Raw genomic sequence first — 18921 nt, forward strand, 5'->3', positions numbered from 1 at the left:
TGAAGAGGAATACGAGGAAGACAAGGCGAAAAAACAGAAAGCCGAAAAACGCATGTGGGAAGGTGTGACAAAAAATAACGTGGAAACCTTGAAACACGCTATTGAAGATACATTGAAACACGCGAATGCAGAGCGCCAGTTGCAACAAGTGTTGACCTTATTGTTGTTGGGGGACGAGAAGTTCCGTCGTGAAGCAAATGAAGTTTTCGGCAATATGGAGCGCAATGCAGATGAAAATGTAGACAGTGAATTATTGGAGATGCGTTATGCTGCCATTAGACGTATGCCGCCGGAATTACAAAAACAATTTAACGATTTGATTCCTAAACTTAGACATGAGTACGAGCCATTATTTCAAGGGCACAACCTTTCTGAAGAGCAAAAACAAAGTTTTGCAATTCAAGGCGCGGCGCTGGAAATTGCGTACAAATCAAGAGAGGGGCGAGAGTTAATTGATAAACAATTACAACAAATATTGAGTCCGGAAAAATATCAACAGTTTAAAAATGACATGTCGCAAAAACCGCCAAAAAATTTTGGTGCTTCATTGTTTCAGGTAGCAGGTGCTGACAAAGTAATGCAATTGCTTACACAGTCGGCACATAATGGTATTGAACTAAAAGAGTATCGAAACAACCCAATTGGTGCGCAGTATGCGATTGTTTTATCTCCTGATTTGGAGCTATCACGAAGAGCATTGGCACATGAAAGCCAATTAACCGGTATGCCGTTATCCAATGAACAAATGGTAAATACTACAGCACTTGATATGAGTGCAGCACAACAAAATGCACAAGAACAAAATGTTGGTCAACAAAACAACACTAACCGACCAACAATGATTTGACATCTTCACAAAATCGTGCATGGCACGAAAAAATAAGTATAATAATCGCATTGAAAATGAATTTTGGAGAAAATCATGTTGAAGAAAGTTTTCGTTCTTGCTGTTTGTGTGTTGGCTGTGTCCCCTGTCTTTGCCAAACCCAATCATCAAAGACAAGCAGAACCGCAATATAAAGAGTTCCACTTGTGGAGTGACAGGGCAAACAATTATGTAACCCGCCAAGATGGAAAATGGGTCTACTGCACAAGAGGTGTCGGTTGTGTATCTGAACAAACAGTAGCAAGTGGTTATCAACCGAACGGTGAGCCTTACTTTTTTTCGCCAATGAAAAACAATCTGATGCGCCAGCGTATTAGAGAGACTGGCAGATTATTTAGACACTAATTTTAAACCGCCTATCAAAGGCGGTTTTTGCTTTCATTTCAATTTAAAAGGAGACCCATCACAGGTCTCCTTTTTCACACCAAATCAATCAGTGTTCTCGAATATCCTCAACCGCACGTTCACGCAGTGTTTGGAAATTGTCTTCCACCAACAATTTGCCATCCTTAAAGATAGTCTGCATCACGTCATCAGAGTAATCACTGTCCGAATACAGGTTATCCACCCAAACGTTCAAAGATTTCCATCTTTTAACGCAAATGCCGTCTGAAACGTGGGTTTCAGACGGCATTTTTCGGAGGGCAGGTCAGCGGTAGGCGTTTTTCAGTTCGCGCAGGGCGGAGAAGACCGCCAAACCGTTGTTTAAGGTTTGACCCGTCAGGGTTTCGGCACGTTGGCGGACGGCGGGGATTTCTGTCCGCAAAAACGGGTTGACGCGGCGTTCGTGCGCGAGGGTAACGGGCAGGGTGGGCGTGTGTTCCGCCGCTTTCAGTGCCGTCTGAATGTCGGCGTTGTCCGGCTCGATATGGGCGGCAAAACGCAGGTTGGCGGCGGTGTATTCGTGCGCCGGGTAGAACAGGGTGCCTTCGGGTAATTGGTTGAACCGTTGGAAGCTGTCGTAAAGCTGTTCGACCGTACCGGTGAACACGCGTCCGCAGCCGGCGGAAAACAGGGTGTCGCCGCAAAAGACGTGTATGCCGTCTGAAGTTTCCATGAGGTAGCTGATGTGGCGGTCGGTATGGCCCGGGGTTGCCCAAACGGTGATTAACCCTTCGCCGAAGGTAAATTGGGTGCCTGCGGTTACGGTGTGGGTGGCGGCTTCGATGTCGGTTTCACCGTAAACGGGCGATTCCATGTAGCCGCGCCACAGTGCGGCAGCACCGCCCTTGTGGTCGGGGTGGGGGTGCGTTACCCAGGTCTGGGCGAGCATGAGGCGGTTGCGGACGAGGAATTCCAATACGGGTGTGGGGTCGGAGGGGTCGACGCAGACGGCATGGTTGCCTTCCTGTATCATCCAGATGTAGTTGTCGGTCAAGGCTTTGACGGGTGTGATTTTCATGAGTGTTCCTCGGTGGACGGATACCGTTTAAAGGATGGTATGCCGGAATGCCGTCTGAAAGACCTTTCAGACGGCATCGGTTCGCGGGGCGGTTAACCCAAAGCCTTTCTTGCGCCGGCGAAGAGGCGGTACCAGCCGGACAGTTCCGTCCAGCCTTCCGGTTTCCAGCTCATTTGCGCGGCGCGGTACACGCGTTCGGGGTGGGGCATCATAATGATAACGCGGCCGTCGGCGTTGGTAACGCCGGCGATGCCCTGCGGCGAGCCGTTGGGGTTGAGCGGATAGGTTTGGGTAACCTGGTTTTGACCGTCCACATATTGCAGCGCGATGCCCAAATCGGCGGAAATATTGCCGCCGTGAAGTGCGAAATCGGCGCGGCCTTCGCCGTGGCTGACCACTACAGGCAGGCTGGAGCCTTGTATTTCGTTCAGAATCAGCGACGCGGATTTGGGGACGTGAACCATACTCAGGCGCGCTTCAAACTGTTCGCTCAAGTTGCGTTTGAACTTCGGCCAGCCTGCCGTGCCCGGGATAATCTCGGCAAGGTTGCTGACCATTTGGCAGCCGTTGCACACGCCCAATGTCAGCGTGTCCGGGTCGGCGAAGAAGGCGGCGAACTGGTCGCGCAAGGTGGGATGGAACAGGATGGATTTCGCCCAGCCTTCGCCCGCGCCGAGTACGTCGCCGTAGCTGAAACCGCCGCACGCTGCCAGCATTTTGAAGTCGGCAAGGCGGACGCGACCTGCCATTAAATCGGACATATGTACGTCGTAGGCATCGAATCCGGCGCGGGTGAAGGCGGCGGCCATTTCGATTTGTCCGTTCACGCCCTGTTCGCGCAGGATGGCGATTTTGGGTTTCGCGCCGCTGTTGACGAAAGGCGCGGCGATGTCTTCGTTTACATCAAATTTCACGTCGGCAAACAATGCGCTGCGTTCGTTGTCACCAATCAGTGCGAACTCGCTGTCGGCGCAGGCGGGGTTGTCGCGCAGTTTTTGGATGGCGTGAGAAGTTTCCTGCCATGCGCGTTGCAGGTCGGCTCGGGTTTGTTCTAGGAAATAACCGTATCCAAAGAAAGAAATAGATTCATTGTCAAAATCAGGAGAGCCAATCCAGCTTACTGCATCGATTAAGTTAGCTGCTTTAAATGCCGCATCAATATAATCCCTATCTTGTTGGCGGATTTGGATAACCGCACCTAATTCTTCATTGAATAAGATTTTAATGGCGGCATGATTATAAAGTTCGTCAGATAAGTCCTCGGCCGGGTCGCCTTGGAAATCCGGGTGATGAATCGGCAGGAATTTATCCATCAGGCAATCTATATCGGCACTGATACCGCATCGCCCCGCAAACGCCATTTCCGCCAGCGTCGCAAACAAGCCGCCGTCGCTGCGGTCGTGGTATGCCAAAAGTTTGTCTTCGGCGACAAGCTGTTGAATCACGTTGTAAAACGCTTTCAGACGGCCTGTGTCGTCCAAATCGGGCGCATCGCCGCTTATGTTGTTGTACACCTGACCGAACGCCGAGCCGCCCATACGCGCTTTGCCGAAGCCCAAATCGATAAACAGCAATACGCTGTCTTCGACGTTTTTCAATTCGGGCGTAACGGTTTTGCGCACGTCTTTGACAGGCGCGAACGCGGAGATAATCAGGCTCAACGGCGAAACGACGGATTTTTTCTCTTCGCCGTCCTGCCAAACGGTTTTCATCGACAGGCTGTCTTTGCCCACGGGAATGCTCAAATCCAATGCCTGACAGGCTTTAGAAACCGCTTCGACGGTGCGGTAGAGTTTTTCGTCTTCGCCTTCGTTGCCGCACGCCGCCATCCAGTTGGCGGAGAGTTTGATGTTGCCGATGTCGCCGATATTGACCGCCGCGATGTTGGTGATGGCTTCGCCGATGCACATTCTGCCCGAGGCGGGCGCGTCAAACAGGGCGACGGTCGGTTTTTCGCCCATAGACATCGCTTCGCCGCGATAGGTGTTGAAACCCATCATGGTAACGGCGCAGTCGGCTACGGGGGTTTGGTATTTGCCGGCCATTTGGTCGCGGTGGGTCATGCCGCCGACGCTGCGGTCGCCGATGGTAATCAGGAAGTTTTTGGAGGCTACGGCAGGCAGGCGCAAAACGCGGTAGGCGGCTTCGGTGATGTCGATATTGCCCGCGTGAAACGGTTTTTTAGACGGCGTAACCGTTTTGTCGGTACGCGTGGTTTTGGGCGGTTTGCCGAGCAAAACGTTCAACGGCAAATCGACAGGGTTGTTGGCGAACAAATCGTCGCGCACTTTCAAATGGCCGTCATCGGTCGCCGTGCCGACTACGGCAAACGGGCAGCGTTCGCGTTCGCAGATGGTGCGGAAGGTGTCCAAATCTTTTTCCAAAATCGACAACACATAACGCTCTTGCGATTCGTTGCACCAGATTTGCAAAGGCGTTAAACCGTGTTCTTCCAACGGCACTTCGCGCAGCTTGAATACCGCGCCGCGTCCGGCATCGTTGACCAGTTCGGGGAAGGCGTTGGACAGACCGCCCGCGCCGACGTCGTGGATGGAGATAATCGGGTTTTTGTCGCCAAGCTGCCAGCAGCGGTCGATGACTTCCTGCGCGCGGCGTTCGATTTCAGGGTTGCCGCGTTGCACGGAGTTGAAGTCCAAAGACGCGTCGTTTGTGCCGGTATCCATCGAAGAAGCCGCGCCGCCGCCCAAGCCGATAAGCATACCCGGGCCGCCCAGTTGGATCAGCAACGCGCCTTCGGGGATTTCGTCTTTATGCGTCTGCTGCGCCTGAATGCTGCCCAAGCCGCCGGCAATCATAATCGGTTTGTGGTAGCCGCGAATCTGACCGTCAAACTTCTCTTCAAAAGTGCGGAAGTAGCCCAAGAGGTTCGGGCGGCCGAATTCGTTGTTGAACGCCGCGCCGCCGATGGGGCCTTCAATCATGATGTCCAGCGGCGAGGAAATATGTTCCGGCTTGCCGTAGTCTTGTTCCCACGGCTGTTTGAGGTCGGGGATGTTGAGGTTGGACACGGTAAAGCCGGTCAAGCCTGCTTTCGGACGCGAACCTTTGCCCGTTGCGCCTTCGTCGCGGATTTCGCCGCCCGCGCCTGTTGCCGCGCCCGCAAACGGCGCGATGGCGGTCGGGTGGTTGTGCGTTTCCACTTTCATGATGATGTGCGTGTCTTCTTCGTGGAAACGGTAGCCTTGGTTTTCCGCCGCATTCGGATAGAAACGCTCGATTTTCGCGCCTTCGATCACGGACGAATTGTCTTTATAAGCAACGACCGTACCTTCGGGATGCGCGTTGTGCGTGTCGCGTATCATGCCGAAGAGCGATTTCGGCTGTCTTTCGCCGTTGAGGATGAAATCGGCGTTGAAGATTTTGTGGCGGCAGTGCTCGCTGTTTGCCTGCGCGAACATCATCAGCTCCACATCAGACAGATTGCGCTGCAAAGCCTGATAATTTTCAACCAGATAATCGATTTCGTCGGCGGAGAGTGCCAAACCCGTTTCGGTATTGGCTTTGACCAAAGCCTCTTTACCGCCGCCCAAAACATCGACGGTGGAGAAGGTTTCGGATTCGAGATGGTGGAATAATTTGGCGACCGTCTGAAAATCGGGCAATACGGATTCGGTCATGCGGTCGTGCAGCAACGCCGCCCATTGTTGTTTCTGTTCATCATTCAGACGACCTTCCAGCCACACCGCCATGCCGCGTTCGATGCGTTCGATGCCTGCCAAACCGCAGTTTTCCGCGATATTGGTCGCCTTGGAAGCCCACGGCGAAATCGTACCCAAACGGGGCGTTACCAAAAATAAATGCAAGCCCTCGCGCGCTTTTGGCGTTTGTTCAACGCTTTGCGCCGCCAACAAGGCTTGCAGTTTTTCGACAGTCGCGGCATCCAATGCTTTCTCGCTGCCGACGAAATACCAAAATTCGCTGCTTAATTTGACTTCGGGCAGACCGAGTGCGGCGGCTTTTTGCAAGAGTTTTTCAACACGGAAATCGGAAAGGGCGGTAACGCCGCGCAAGGGCAACACAACAGACATAATTCGGCTCTCAAATGCGGTTGGGAAAATGTCATTATACGCGAAAAGGACGGTTTCGTTAGCGCGTGTAAGCGAAAAAATGTTTACAATTTTACAAATACAATCAATGTAAAAACCTTTGTCATGTCAGTCGCGTTCTGAGAAATGTGATTTATATTCTGGAATATAGTAAAATCGCGTCCGCTTTTGAAATTGTTTGGACAAGCTAAGAAGGAGTTATGCAATGTTTATTGTTTGGAGTGGGAAGGGGCTTTTGGTTGTTTTGTCTCTGATTATCGGAGTTATCTGTGGTTTTGCCTTGGGAGATTGGTTGAAAGATGCAATTTCCTCAAATTTCGTTTTTATGTTAAGCCTTTGTATTGCTGCACTTTGCAACTACTTCTTTAGTAAGTGGTTTATTTCCGATAAAGTAAAAACCTATACTGACAATGAAACAGGAGAAATAATCGGCGTGAGAGACAACTCAAGCTTGTTTTTTCTGCGCAACCGGTATTGGACATGGATTTTCGTCTTTTTGGCTGCTGTTTCTTTTGTAATGTTTATAATCGAACAATTTTAGCAACGAAGCATTGATATGTATGTTTTGCATGTCAAACACATTGTTTTATCGGACAGTAATCCCCGCAGGATGTCGACTCAAGAATTTCCGTAGATGCAAATATGGAATCCTAAAGGAACAATCATGAAAAAAATCGAGGCGATTGTCAAACCGTTCAAACTCGACGACGTGCGCGAGGCGTTGACGGAAATCGGCATCACGGGCATGACCGTCAGCGAGGTCAAAGGGTTCGGCAGGCAGAAGGGGCATACGGAGATTTACCGCGGCGCGGAATACGCCGTCGATTTCCTGCCCAAGGTCAAAATCGAGCTGGTGTTGGCGGATGACGCTGTGGAACGCGCGATTGACGTGATTGTCGAGGTGGCGCGTTCGGGCAAAATCGGCGACGGCAAGATTTTTGTGCTGCCGGTCGAGGAGGCAATCCGTATCCGCACGGGTGAACGTTCGGACGCGGCGGTTTGAGCGTTTGGAATGGAAATGCCGTCTGAAACGCGGAATACCCCTTTTCAGACGGCAGGAAAACACCACCCCGCCAATAATTCAAGGAAAACCAATTATGCCTGTTTCACATCCTTATTTTGAAACCTTATCGGCAGGAAGCCCGGAAAACGGACCGGACGTTTGCTGGGAACGCGAGCTGCCTGTCAACGGCGATACCGTCGAAGTTTGTTTATGGACTGGCGGCGACGATGAACTGACTGCCGAAAAATTAGACGCATTCGCCGCGTTTTTAGCGCGTTTGGAAGAAGCGGACAAAATGGCCCGCGCTGCCATTGCCGAATATTTAACCGAAGACGGCGAATATTTGAATTTCCACATCACTGAAATAGAAGATGCGGACTACCCCGACAACCCCGAAGAATTTGCCCGCGCCATGCGTTTGGAGAGCATCTCTTTATGGACGGAGGAACTGCCAGACTGCGACTCGATTGTGATGGACTACATGATAGACCGAGAAAAAAGCGACGAAATACTGGCCGTCAAACTGTTCGCCGACGGCGGCATATGCGGCATCGACTGGGAAAGTTAGCCCCTTTTCAGACGGCATTTTCTTTTTGAGCTTCAGATGTGGTGGACGATGAGTTTTTTGCCTTCGTAGTCGAGTACGTCCACGTCCATGTCGAACAGTTCTTTGATGTTGTGTACGGTGAACACTTCTTCGGGCGTGCCGGTCAGGGCGACTTGGCCGTTTTTCATGGCGACGACGTGGTCGGCGTAGGCGGCGGCCTGGTTGATGTCGTGCAATACGGCGACGGTGGTGCGTTTGTGTTCGCGCGTGAGCTTTTGCAGAATCTGCATGAGCGAGCGGGCGTGATACATATCGAGGTTGTTCAGCGGTTCGTCCAAAAGGACGTAGTCGGTGCTTTGGCAGAACACCATCGCAATCATGGCGCGTTGGCGTTGTCCGCCGGAGAGTTCGGTCAGATAGCGGTCGGAGAGGTCCTGCAGGTGGAATTCTTCGATTGCGCCGTTAACGATACGGCGGCATTCGGTAGTCGGTCTGCCTTGATGGTAGGGGTAACGTCCGAACATCAGCAGGTCGCGCACGGTGATGCGGCTCATGATGCTGTTTTCTTGGGTGAGGATGGACAGGGTTTTGGCGAGTTCGGCGGTGGGGGTGTCGGCAAGGTTTTTGCCTCGGTAGGCGATGCTGCCGCTTTCAAGCGGGCGCAGCCGCGCCATAAAGGAAAACAGGGTGGATTTGCCCGCACCGTTGGGGCCGACGAGGGCGGTAATGCCGCCTTCGGGGATGTCGAGGCTGACGTTGTCGAGGATGGGGCGTGTGCCGATGCGGTAGCTGACGTTGCGGATGGTAATCATGGCGGATGCTTTTCGGGCGTAGGTTTGTTGTATGTTTGGCGGTGGTTCAGACGGCATTTGAAATTCGGAATGCCGTCTGAACGCTCACACTTCGCGGACGATGACGAACTGCGGGTCGTCCGCCGATTCGGTCAAAAATGCTTTAACGCGCGCCTGCCAGAGTTGTCCGAAGCGTTCGAGTTCTTCTGCGCTCGCGCTGCCGCCGACGGCTTTGGGCATGAGTTCGCGCATTTCGGGTGCGAAGGGTTGGAGGGCGGCGTTGAGGCCGACGGCGACGGTTTTGCCGTTGTCTTTGCGGCGCAGGGTCAGTGTGCCGTTGATTTCGCCTGCACCAAAGGATAAGAGGTTGCGGCGGGCAAAGCGTCCGGCCGGGCCTACGCCGCCAAAGCCGGTTTCGGGTGCCGCGCCGGTCAGGAGCTGGACGACGGACGCGGTAACGCCGGTCGTGCCTTCGTCTCGTCCGCCCTGCATAAAGGCTTCGATGTCGCCGCGTTGCGGCAGCTCTGCGCCGTAAAGGGCTTTGAGTCCTTTGACGACCATCAGGTAGGCACCGGCGACGGTCGGACAGGAGTGGCCGCACAGGCGCACGGCATCGGCGTAGCGGTAAGTGAGGATGCCGTTTTCGGCCGCGCCGAGGAAGTCGGCCAATGCGTCTTGGACGGTAATGGTCGGGGCGTCATCGAAGAATGAAGGGAGGCGTTCTTGTGTCATGAGGGTTGTCCTTTATGGGTTTGCTTAGGCCGTCTGAAGGTTTCAGACGGCCTGAATTTAATTTTTGCGAGTGTTTGGACACGTTTAATTTATTTCTTTTTCAACACCAAATATAAAAATACCAATCCGCCTGCAAATTCAACGACCACGCTCAATACGGCCTGCATGCCGAGGAAGTGTTCGAACACGGTTTGCCCACCGACCAACAGGATGCCGCCGACACAAAAAGTCATGGGCAGGCGGACGGAATGTTTGACCGACGGGGAAAAATGGTTGGCAAGCGAGGCGGCGAGAAGCCCGAAAAAGCTTACCGGACCGACAACGGCGGTCGCCGTCGCCACCAATGCGGCAATCCAAAGCAGTATCCATAAGGTGTTGCGCGTGTAGCTGATGCCCAAATTGACGGCTTGGTCGCGCCCCAAAAGGTGTACGTCCAAGCGGTAGCGTTCGCGCCAAACGACCGCCGCGCTGACAATCAGAATCAGCGCGCCTATGCCCAAAAGCTCGCTGTGGACGGTATTGAAACCGGCAAACATATTCGCCTGCGCCGCCGTAAATTCTTCGGGATCGATCATGCGCGAAAGCAGCGACGACAGGCTGCGGAACAAAATCCCGAAAATCACGCCGATTAAAATCATGCGCGACAAATCGCGTCCGCCCTGTTTGATGAGCGTGTAGAACAGCAGCAGCGAGCCGCCCATCATGACGACCAGTTCAAAGCCGAATTTGCCCGTCAACGGCAGGGAAGCATAGCCCACACCGCCGAGCGTAAACACCAGCAAAGTCTGCAAAAACACATACAGCGAATCGAAACCCAAAATCGAAGGGGTCAGAATCGGATTGTTGGTCAGCGTTTGAAAAAGCTGGGTGGAAACGCCGACCGCATAGGCGACCATCAGCAGTGCGGCAAGTTTGGTCAGACGTAGGTGCAGTACAAAGTCCCAATCGCCTTTGACGTTGAGCGTCATAAACAGGACGCAGGAAACCAGCAACAGCGCAAAGGCAACCCACAACGGACGGCTGCTTCCTGCCATAAAACCGATATTTTTTTCAGACGGCATGAGCAGGTTTCCTTAATAAAAGCCACAAAAACAACGCCGTACCCAACACACCAAAAACCGTAGAGACCGGAATTTCAAACGGAAACACAATCACGCGTCCGACAATATCGCACAATAAAACCAAAGACGCGCCCAGCAAGGCCACCGCAGGCAGGCTTTGGCGCAGCCTGTCGCCTATCAGGCGGCTGATGATGTTCGGCACGACCAGCCCGATAAACGGAATATTGCCGACCGTTACGACCACCAAAGACGTAATCAGCGCCACAATAATCAGCCCCGACCACAGAATCGCCGTCCGGTTCAGCCCCAAGTTCACGCTCACCGTTTCGCCCAAACCCAAAATCGTCAGCCGGTCGGCAATCAAATAGGCAAACAAAGCCAAAACCCCAGTTGCCCACAACAGCTCATACCGCCCGAGCAACACGCCGGAAAAATCGCCCTGCTGCCACACGCCCAGCATTTGCAGCATCTCAAACTCATACGCGACAAACGTCGCCACTGCCTCAACCACGCCGCCGAAAATCATCCCCACCAGCGGCACCATCAGCTGCGCCGTCGGCGGCAGGCGGCGGATCAGCAGCATAAAGACCAACATCCCGATCAGCGCGGCAACGGCGGCAACCGACATTTTTGCCAGCAGCGGCGCAGCCGGCAACAGCAAGGACATCAACAGCAAACCCAAAGCCGCACTTTGGCTTGCGCCCACCATAGAAGGTTCGACAAAACGGTTACGCATCAAAATCTGCATAATCATCCCCGCCACCGCCATAGACGCGCCCGTCAGCACGATGGCGAATGTGCGCGGCAGGCGGCTGATGAACATAACCTGCTGGCTGTCGGATAGAGAAAACACATCAGACCAGCGGAAATCGGCAACGCCCACCGACAGGCTGACGGCAAACAATACCGCCAGCAGCAGGAGGTTGGTCAGGTTGAGGGAAAAAGGTTTGGCAGTCATAAACAGAAGGGAAAAGCGTTAAGGCGTAGAAGATTCAAACAAGGCAGTCCGAACCGTCGGAGCGGAAAGCCTTGTTTGAAGCCTCCGTATCGGGCAGAGGATAGGGCAAGTTCCAATATAGTGGATTAACAAAAACCAGTACGGCGTTGCCTCGCCTTGCCGTACTATTTGTACTGTCTGCGGCTTCGTCGCCTTGTCCTGATTTTTGTTAATCCACTATAAAAACGCTTGCCGCCATTCCCGAGATAACGCCCGTATCGGGCAATGCCGTCTGGAACACAGGAAGCGGTTTGCATCCGTGTTTCAGACGGCATCGAATGCCGCCGTTTCATTATTTTGCCGCGTTAAAAGCGTCGGCAACCTGTTTGCTTGCATTCAGCAGCTCTTGCGCGCCACCGGCCGCCAAATAGGTTTCAGGAACAAGGTAAACCACCTGTCCTTTTTTCCAGGCATTCGTTTCAGCGACCAGCGGATTGTTCAACACATCTTTCGCCGCCTGCCCCTCTTCGCCGATGGCCGCGCTGCGGTCAAGGACAAACAGCCAGTCGGGATTTTTCTCTTTCAGGTATTCAAAGCTGATAGGCTGGCCGTGGCTGCCTTCTTTAATTGATTCATCGACAGCGGGAACGCCGATGTCTTTGTGCAGCCAGCCGCCCAGTCGTGAAGACGGGCCGAAGGCGGACATCTTGCCGCCGTTGACCAAAATCACCAAACCTTTGCCTTTGCCTTGCGCGGCAGTTTTCGCGGCTTCAAAAGACGCATCGATTTCCGCCTTCAGCTTGTCGGCTTCCGCCTGTTTGCCGAAGATTTGCGCCAGCGCGTCGATACGCTCTTTGGCACTTTCTTTGAGGTTGGCGGTATCGGCGGTCATTTCGATGGTCGGCGCGATTTCGTTCAATTTGTCAAACGCTTTGGCTGCGCGGCTGCCGATGATGATGAGCTGCGGTTTGTAAGCGTTAAGTGCTTCGTAATCCGGCTCGAACAGCGTGCCGGCAGGTTTCGTGGATTTGAAATATTCGTCCAAGTAGGGCAGGCGGTTTGTGTCGACGGACAAACCTGTTTTCACGCCCAATTTGTTTAAAGTATCGAGCATACCCAAATCGTAAACGGCGATACGCTCCGGATTTTGCGGCACGTTCGCATCGCCGCGCGCCGTTTTGACGGTCAGGGACGCGCCTTCGGTTTGGGCGGCAGGAGCGGTTTGCGCGTTTTGGTTTGAAGCGGAATCTTTCGGAGAACACGCACCCAAAGCAAGGGCGCAGCATACGGCTAAAGCAGTTAAACGTAACATAGGATAATTTCTCTGTTGTGGGATTCGAGGATGCAGGCAAGACAGGCCGGGCATTAATATCCGACCTGCAATATCCGAATGCCGCCTTCAACGCCAAACGGGTTTCAGACGGCATCCGGATTTTACACTATGTTTTTAGAACTTGTAGTTCACACCCAAGCGTACATCACGTCCGGTACCCGGCAGGGTATTGGTCCAGCGTTGGCTGTGCGGATAGTAGAACTTGTTAAACACGTTGTTGACTGAAAGATTGACATTGAGCGTGTCTTTGCCCAGCGGTTTCCAGTTGGCGAAGACATCGTTCACACCGAAACCTTGGCGTACAACGTTTTCCAGTTTGCCGTCGCGACCTTTTTGACCTGCCACCAATATCGAACCCTCAGCTTTTTGAACATAACGGCCGCGCCAGCCGATTTCCAGATTCGGGTTTTTGAAGCGGTAGGCAAGGGAGGCTGTCCAAGTGCGACCGACTTGTGCGCCAAATTCAGGGTTCGCGCTCAACAGCTTGTCTTTGTGCGTATCGTAAAAGCGCGGTTTGCTGTAGCTTACGCCGACTTTGGCAGTCAAGCTGCCGGTGCGGTAGGATGCGCCCAATTCGTAACCGTGGTTTTTGATGTAACCGGCGTTAACGGCTTCACGGACGGCGACAGAGTCGTGGCGGTTTTGCGGATTGGCAAGCGCGTCTTTGATGGTCTGCCAGAAGTAGCTGCCGTTTGCGGCAAACGTGCCGTCGTTGTAGTTGAAGCCGATTTCGGTATTTCGTGCGCGTTCGGCTTTTGTGCCGTCGGCAATCGAGATGATGCCGCGTTTACCGTGGGTTTGCAGCGCGTCATACAGGCGCGGGCTGCGGCTGGCGTAGTTGTGGCTTGCGCTGAAGCTCCAGTATTCGTGCGGCTGCCAAATTACACCGAAACTCGGGTTAAGGTTGCTGCTTGAAACGGTTTTGCCGTCGTGGGTTTTCACCTTGAAGCGGTCGTAACGCAGTCCGCCGGTCAGGGTAAAGCCGTTAATTTCGTGAATGGCTTCGATATACGCGCCGGTATCGGTTTTGGTCGGATTAGACAGTTTGTAGGAATGGACAAAATCCATATCTTTCTTGTCTTTCGCTTTTTCTTCATCGGTCTTATCTATTTCTTTTTTGGGATTGCTTGGGTCTGGTTTCTTATCGGAGATCTTAAATTCGCCGTTCAAAAATGCTTGAGGTTTGATTTCCTGATGGCGGTAGTTGATACCGTATTTCAACAGGGTTTGTTCGGCAAGGCGGCTGTCGAAGTTGAAGTTCGCACCATGAGTGGCAATTCGGGTATGGTTAGGACCTTTTACATTGCCTGCGTAACCGCTGCCGCTGTCATCGGCGGAATAGCGTTCGTTTTCCAACACATAGGCGTTGGCGTTCAGTTTTTCGACAAAGCCCAGGTTTTTACCCGTGTACTCCAAGTTGGTGTTGGATTGGGTAGTTTCACGGTATGAGGGTTTCTGCCTGTCTTTTGCAGGGTCGGACTCGAAGATTGTAAACTCTTCACGCACAGTACGGATGCCCCGGTGCTGGTCTTTCATGTGGCTCAACACGATGCGGTGGTCGCCGTCGCCGAAGGTTGTTCCGATTTTGGCGAGGTAGCTGCGTTTGTCCAGTGCGCTGTAAGGTACGGTTTTGCCGCCGTTGGGACTTTTGTAGCCTTTACCTGCTTCGTAATCTTTTTCATCGTTGCGGTTGTAAGAGAACAAACCGTCGAAGTTGCCCTCTTTTCCGAATACGCTTGCGCCGTAGTTTACGCCGTCATTAGAGGCATAGCCGCTGCTGAGGCGCACGCCCCAGTTTTTATCCAAGCCTTTGAGCAGGTCTTGGGCATCGACGGTTTTGGCGATAATCGCGCCGTTGGTTGCGCCGATACCGGCAGAGGCGGAACCCGCGCCTTTTTGTACGGAAACGACTTTAACCAAAGCGGGATCGACAATAAATCTGCCTTGGTGGTAAAGGATTTGGCTGTCGGAATAGGCGTTGTCCACCTTAATATCCACCGAGTTCTGACCCATACCGCGCAAGGTCATGTGTTGGGACGTGCCGTTGCCGCCGCCGAAATCGATGGAGGGCTCTTCTTTTAAGAGTTCGCGCATATCGGTTGCGGTGCTTTCGTCTTTTTGTTGAAGCGTAACGATGTTGGTACGGATTTTGCTGCCTTGGCGGTCGCCTTTTACGGTAATGGTATCCAATGCGACATTGGCGTTGCCTGCCGCGTGGGCAAAACCTGCCGCAAGTGTGAGCGAGAGCAGGCTGAGACGGAACAATGGGGTATTCATTCAATCGTCCTCTTGAGTATATGAAGGGAAGTAAATCCAAACCGTTAAGATTTGGCAGGATAAGAAAAATAATTAATAATTATTTTTATTTATATTAACAGGGGGGGGGGGATTTTTGCAAAGCTGATTATCGTTTTTATTTGCGAAGTGTTGTTTTTTGTTGACAGGTTTTGTCGGAAATGTAAAAAACGGCGGAAATATAGTGGATTAACAAATGCGGGAATGACGAAAAGCAACCTTTCCGCGTCCTTCCCGCGAAAGCGGGAATCTAGAACCCCTAACGCGGCAGGAATCTATCGGAAATGACTGAAACCGAACGAATCTAGGAACTCAAAGCTGCAAGAATGTATCAGAAACAACTGGAACTCAAAAAACTAGAACCCCTAACGCGGCAGGAATCTAGGAACTCAAAGCTGCAAGAATTTATCAGAAACAACTGGAACTCAAAAAAACTAGATTCCCGCCTGCGCGGGAATGACGAGGCCTGCGCGGGAATGACGAAAAGCAACTTTTCCGTGTCATTCCCGCAAAAGTGGGAATCTAGAACCCCTAACGCGGCAGGAATCTATCGGAAAAAACCGAAACCGAACAGACTGGATTCCCGCCTGCGCGGGAATGACGAAAAGCAACTTTTCCACGTCATTCCCGCGAAAGCGGGAATCTAGAACCCCTAACGCGGCAGGAATCTATCGGAAATGACTGAAACCGAACGAACCTAGATTCCCGCCTGCGCGGGAATGACGAAGCCTGCGTGGGAATGACGAAAAGCAACCTTTCCGCGTCATTCCCGCGAAAGCGGGAATCTAGAACCCCTAACGTGGCAGGAATCTATCGGAAATGACTGAAACCGAACGAACCTAGATTCCCGCCTGCGCGGGAATGACGGCGGAAAGGTTGCTGGTTTTCCGATAAATTCCTGCCGCTCTTCGTTTTTGGGATAGCGGGAAATATAGTGGATTAACAAAAATCAGGACAAGGCGACGAAGCCGCAGACAGTACAAATAGTACGGAACCGATTCACTTGGTGCTTCAGCACCTTAGAGAATCGTTCTCTTTGAGCTAAGGCGAGGCAACGCTGTACTGGTTTTTGTTAGTCCACTATAAAAAACGGCGGAAATAAATTTTTTCCGCCTCACTTGAATTTGCCCGCACACACCCTAATTTTGCCGACTTATACGGGCAGCCGCTTGACGGCTGTCCGGTTTCCACTTCAATCTGTCCGAACCGTTCGGGCAGATGATTGTTTTCAAACCATTTTATCGGAGCATAGATATGACCATCCGTCCTTTACACGACCGCGTCGTCGTCAAACGCTTGGAAGCTGAAGAAAAAACCGCCTCTGGCATCGTTTTGCCGGGTGCGGCCGCCGAAAAACCCGATATGGGCGAAGTGATCGCCGTGGGTGCGGGCAAAATCGGCAAAGACGGCAGCCGCCGTCCGCTGGATGTCAAAGTCGGCGACAAAATCATCTTCGGCAAATACAGCGGCCAAACCGTCAAAGCCGACGGCGAAGAGCTGTTGGTAATGCGCGAAGAAGATATTTTCGGCATCGTGGAATAATTTTAAAAGGAGTAAATTTATATGCCTAATGCGCAATTAAAATGCAAACAAATTGAGTTATTGAAGACTTATCTTCGCGATTGCGGAGGGGTTGGTAAACGGATTGACCATGCTGAACAATTTGAATTTTCATGTGGTCTATTAGTGAATGTATATGATTCCACAACTGTTACTTTTCAAAATCTAGCCCATAGTACAGATTTGGTTAATAAAATTAAAAAATTTATTGACCAGTTAAATTCTTCTCAATCTTCACAATCTTAAATTTTGGAGCTATAAAACATGGCAGCAAAAGACGTACAGTTCGGCAATGAAGTCCGTCAAAAAATGGTCAGCGGCGTGAACACTTTGGCAAACGCCGTGCGCGTAACCTTGGGCCCCAAAGGCCGCAACGTGGTGGTTGACCGCGCATTCGGCGGCCCGCACATCACCAAAGACGGAGTAACCGTCGCCAAAGAAATCGAACTGAAAGACAAGTTTGAAAATATGGGCGCGCAAATGGTGAAAGAAGTCGCGTCCAAAACCAACGACGTGGCGGGCGACGGTACGACTACCGCCACCGTATTGGCGCAATCCATCGTTGCCGAAGGCATGAAATACGTTACCGCCGGTATGAACCCGACCGACCTGAAACGCGGTATCGACAAAGCCGTTGCCGCTTTGGTTGACGAGCTGAAAAACATCGCCAAACCTTGCGATACTTCCAAAGAAATCGCCCAAGTAGGCTCGATTTCTGCCAACTCCGACGAACAAGTCGGCGCGATTATCGCCGAAGCGATGGAAAAAGTCGGCAAAGAAGGCGTGATTACCGTTGAAGACGGCAAATCTTTGGAAAACGAGCTGGACGTGGTTGAAGGTATGCAGTTCGACCGCGGCTACCTGTCTCCTTACTTCATCAACGATGCGGAAAAACAAATCGCCGGTCTGGACAATCCGTTTGTATTGTTGTTCGACAAAAAAATCAGCAATATCCGCGATTTGTTGCCTGTTTTGGAACAAGTGGCCAAAGCCAGCCGTCCGCTCTTGATTATCGCTGAAGACGTAGAAGGCGAAGCCTTGGCGACTTTGGTGGTGAACAACATCCGCGGCATCCTGAAAACCGTTGCCGTTAAAGCCCCTGGCTTCGGCGACCGCCGCAAAGCCATGTTGCAAGACATCGCCATCCTGACCGGCGGCACCGTGATTGCCGAAGAAGTCGGCCTGTCTCTGGAAAAAGCGACTTTGGAAGACTTGGGACAAGCCAAACGCATCGAAATCGGTAAAGAAAACACCACCATCATCGACGGCTTCGGCGACGCCGCCCAAATCGAAGCGCGTGTTGCCGAAATCCGCCAACAAATCGAAACCGCAACCAGCGATTACGACAAAGAAAAACTGCAAGAGCGCGTTGCCAAGCTGGCAGGCGGTGTGGCAGTGATCAAAGTCGGCGCGGCGACCGAAGTGGAAATGAAAGAGAAAAAAGACCGCGTGGAAGACGCGCTGCACGCTACCCGCGCAGCCGTTGAAGAAGGCGTGGTTGCAGGCGGCGGCGTAGCCCTGTTGCGCGCCCGTGCCGCTTTGGAAAACCTGCATACCGGCAATGCCGACCAAGACGCAGGCGTACAAATCGTCTTGCGCGCCGTCGAGTCTCCGCTGCGCCAAATCGTTGCCAACGCAGGCGGCGAACCCAGCGTGGTGGTGAACAAAGTGTTGGAAGGCAAAGGTAACTACGGTTACAACGCAGGCTCCGGCGAATACGGCGACATGATCGAAATGGGTGTACTCGACCCCGCCAAAGTAACCCGTTCCGCGCTGCAACACGCCGCGTCTATCGCCGGTCTGATGCTGACTACTGATTGCATGATTGCTGAAACCCCTGAAGAAAAACCTGCTATGCCTGACATGGGCGGCATGGGTGGTATGGGCGGCATGATGTAAGAAATGCCGTCTGAAGCTTTCAGACAACAAACCGCACGGTCAACGCCGTGCGGTTTTTTTTGCGAATAAGTGCGGCTAAGGCGCAAACCTTAAAATTGCCAACGCCGTTCTTTGCATTGTTGTTTTTTGATACGCACGCTTTTGTTTTATTTCCCGCCATTCCAAAAAACGAAGAGCGGCAGGAATTTATCGGAAAAACAGCACCTCTCCGCCGTCATTCCCGCGAAAGCGGGAATCTAGGTTCGTCCGGTTTCGGTTATTTCCGATAGATTCCTGCCGCGTTGGGGGTCTGGATTCCCGCCTGCGCGGGAATGACGGGACTTTAGGTTTCTGTTTTTCTGTTTTTGCGGGAATGACGAATTTAAATATTGTAGGAATTTATCGGAAATTTAATATTCCACCATAGGA

At 52.3% G+C, this 18921-nt stretch carries 17 protein-coding genes; 8 read left to right on the forward strand and 9 right to left on the reverse strand.

Annotated features, from left to right (window positions below):
• Nucleotides 1-52 precede the first annotated feature (52 nt).
• Both Q9I99_RS05730 and Q9I99_RS05735 read left to right on the forward strand, forming a co-directional pair.
• Entirely contained in the window at nt 53-847 is a 795-nt protein-coding gene (locus Q9I99_RS05730) for a hypothetical protein (RefSeq protein WP_301668462.1), read from the forward strand.
• A gap of 75 nt (nt 848-922) precedes the next feature.
• On the forward strand, nt 923-1231 hold the full coding sequence (locus tag Q9I99_RS05735; RefSeq protein ID WP_301668461.1) for a hypothetical protein: 309 nt from the start codon (nt 923-925) through the stop codon (nt 1229-1231).
• Nucleotides 1232-1319: 88 nt separating this feature from the next.
• Here Q9I99_RS05735 and Q9I99_RS05740 read toward each other — a convergent pair whose 3' ends face one another.
• From Q9I99_RS05740 to purL, 3 genes are all read right to left on the reverse strand, one after another.
• Nucleotides 1320-1520, reverse strand: a complete 201-nt coding sequence (locus Q9I99_RS05740; RefSeq protein WP_301668460.1) for a hypothetical protein — start codon at nt 1518-1520, stop codon at nt 1320-1322.
• 15 nt (nt 1521-1535) lie between these two features.
• Entirely contained in the window at nt 1536-2288 is a 753-nt protein-coding gene (gene gloB / locus Q9I99_RS05745; protein ID WP_301668458.1) for a hydroxyacylglutathione hydrolase, read from the reverse strand.
• Between the two features lie 92 nt (nt 2289-2380).
• Nucleotides 2381-6337 (reverse strand): phosphoribosylformylglycinamidine synthase, encoded by a 3957-nt coding sequence (purL, locus tag Q9I99_RS05750; protein WP_301668457.1) that lies wholly within the window; start codon nt 6335-6337, stop codon nt 2381-2383.
• A gap of 223 nt (nt 6338-6560) precedes the next feature.
• Here purL and Q9I99_RS05755 point away from each other — a divergent pair, with 223 nt between their 5' ends.
• The 3 genes from Q9I99_RS05755 to Q9I99_RS05765 all read left to right on the forward strand — a co-directional run bounded on the left by Q9I99_RS05755 (nt 6561) and on the right by Q9I99_RS05765 (nt 7926).
• On the forward strand, nt 6561-6896 hold the full coding sequence (locus Q9I99_RS05755) for a hypothetical protein (RefSeq protein WP_107819180.1): 336 nt from the start codon (nt 6561-6563) through the stop codon (nt 6894-6896).
• Between the two features lie 123 nt (nt 6897-7019).
• Nucleotides 7020-7358 carry a P-II family nitrogen regulator gene (locus Q9I99_RS05760; RefSeq protein ID WP_002218119.1) on the forward strand — a complete coding sequence of 113 codons (339 nt, stop codon included), beginning with the start codon at nt 7020-7022 and terminating at the stop codon, nt 7356-7358.
• 94 nt (nt 7359-7452) lie between these two features.
• The gene (locus Q9I99_RS05765) at nt 7453-7926 is read left to right on the forward strand and encodes a DUF2004 domain-containing protein (protein WP_003713577.1); all 474 of its coding nucleotides are present in this window, start codon (nt 7453-7455) and stop codon (nt 7924-7926) included.
• A gap of 32 nt (nt 7927-7958) precedes the next feature.
• Here the strand turns inward: Q9I99_RS05765 and Q9I99_RS05770 are convergent, their stop codons facing one another.
• The 6 genes from Q9I99_RS05770 to fetA form a co-directional block, all read right to left on the reverse strand.
• Nucleotides 7959-8717: an iron ABC transporter ATP-binding protein gene (locus tag Q9I99_RS05770; protein ID WP_301668487.1), complete on the reverse strand. Its 759-nt coding sequence runs from the start codon at nt 8715-8717 to the stop codon at nt 7959-7961.
• 84 nt (nt 8718-8801) lie between these two features.
• Nucleotides 8802-9428, reverse strand: coding sequence for an FmdE family protein (locus Q9I99_RS05775; RefSeq protein WP_301668454.1), 627 nt, complete (start codon nt 9426-9428; stop codon nt 8802-8804).
• 89 nt (nt 9429-9517) lie between these two features.
• Entirely contained in the window at nt 9518-10489 is a 972-nt protein-coding gene (locus Q9I99_RS05780; protein ID WP_301668453.1) for an iron chelate uptake ABC transporter family permease subunit, read from the reverse strand.
• Entirely contained in the window at nt 10479-11447 is a 969-nt protein-coding gene (locus Q9I99_RS05785) for an ABC transporter permease (RefSeq protein WP_301668452.1), read from the reverse strand. The genes Q9I99_RS05780 and Q9I99_RS05785 overlap by 11 nt, the downstream gene beginning before the upstream one ends.
• Before the next feature lie 331 nt (nt 11448-11778).
• Nucleotides 11779-12738, reverse strand: a complete 960-nt coding sequence (locus tag Q9I99_RS05790; RefSeq protein ID WP_301668451.1) for a siderophore ABC transporter substrate-binding protein — start codon at nt 12736-12738, stop codon at nt 11779-11781.
• A gap of 135 nt (nt 12739-12873) precedes the next feature.
• Nucleotides 12874-15036 (reverse strand): TonB-dependent siderophore receptor FetA/FrpB, encoded by a 2163-nt coding sequence (gene fetA / locus Q9I99_RS05795; RefSeq protein ID WP_301668450.1) that lies wholly within the window; start codon nt 15034-15036, stop codon nt 12874-12876.
• A 1272-nt stretch (nt 15037-16308) separates the two neighbouring features.
• Between fetA and groES the strand changes: the two genes are divergently transcribed.
• Genes groES through groL form a run of 3 tightly spaced genes read left to right on the forward strand, consistent with a single transcriptional unit; the run spans nt 16309 to nt 18513 of the window.
• Nucleotides 16309-16596: a co-chaperone GroES gene (gene groES / locus Q9I99_RS05800; RefSeq protein WP_219195283.1), complete on the forward strand. Its 288-nt coding sequence runs from the start codon at nt 16309-16311 to the stop codon at nt 16594-16596.
• A 21-nt stretch (nt 16597-16617) separates the two neighbouring features.
• On the forward strand, nt 16618-16860 hold the full coding sequence (locus Q9I99_RS05805; protein WP_301668448.1) for a hypothetical protein: 243 nt from the start codon (nt 16618-16620) through the stop codon (nt 16858-16860).
• A gap of 18 nt (nt 16861-16878) precedes the next feature.
• Nucleotides 16879-18513, forward strand: coding sequence for a chaperonin GroEL (groL, locus tag Q9I99_RS05810; RefSeq protein WP_301668447.1), 1635 nt, complete (start codon nt 16879-16881; stop codon nt 18511-18513).
• The last annotated feature ends 408 nt before the right edge of the window (nt 18514-18921 follow it).

Source organism: Neisseria basseii (assembly GCF_962707005.1).
GTDB classification, from domain to species: domain Bacteria; phylum Pseudomonadota; class Gammaproteobacteria; order Burkholderiales; family Neisseriaceae; genus Neisseria; species Neisseria bergeri.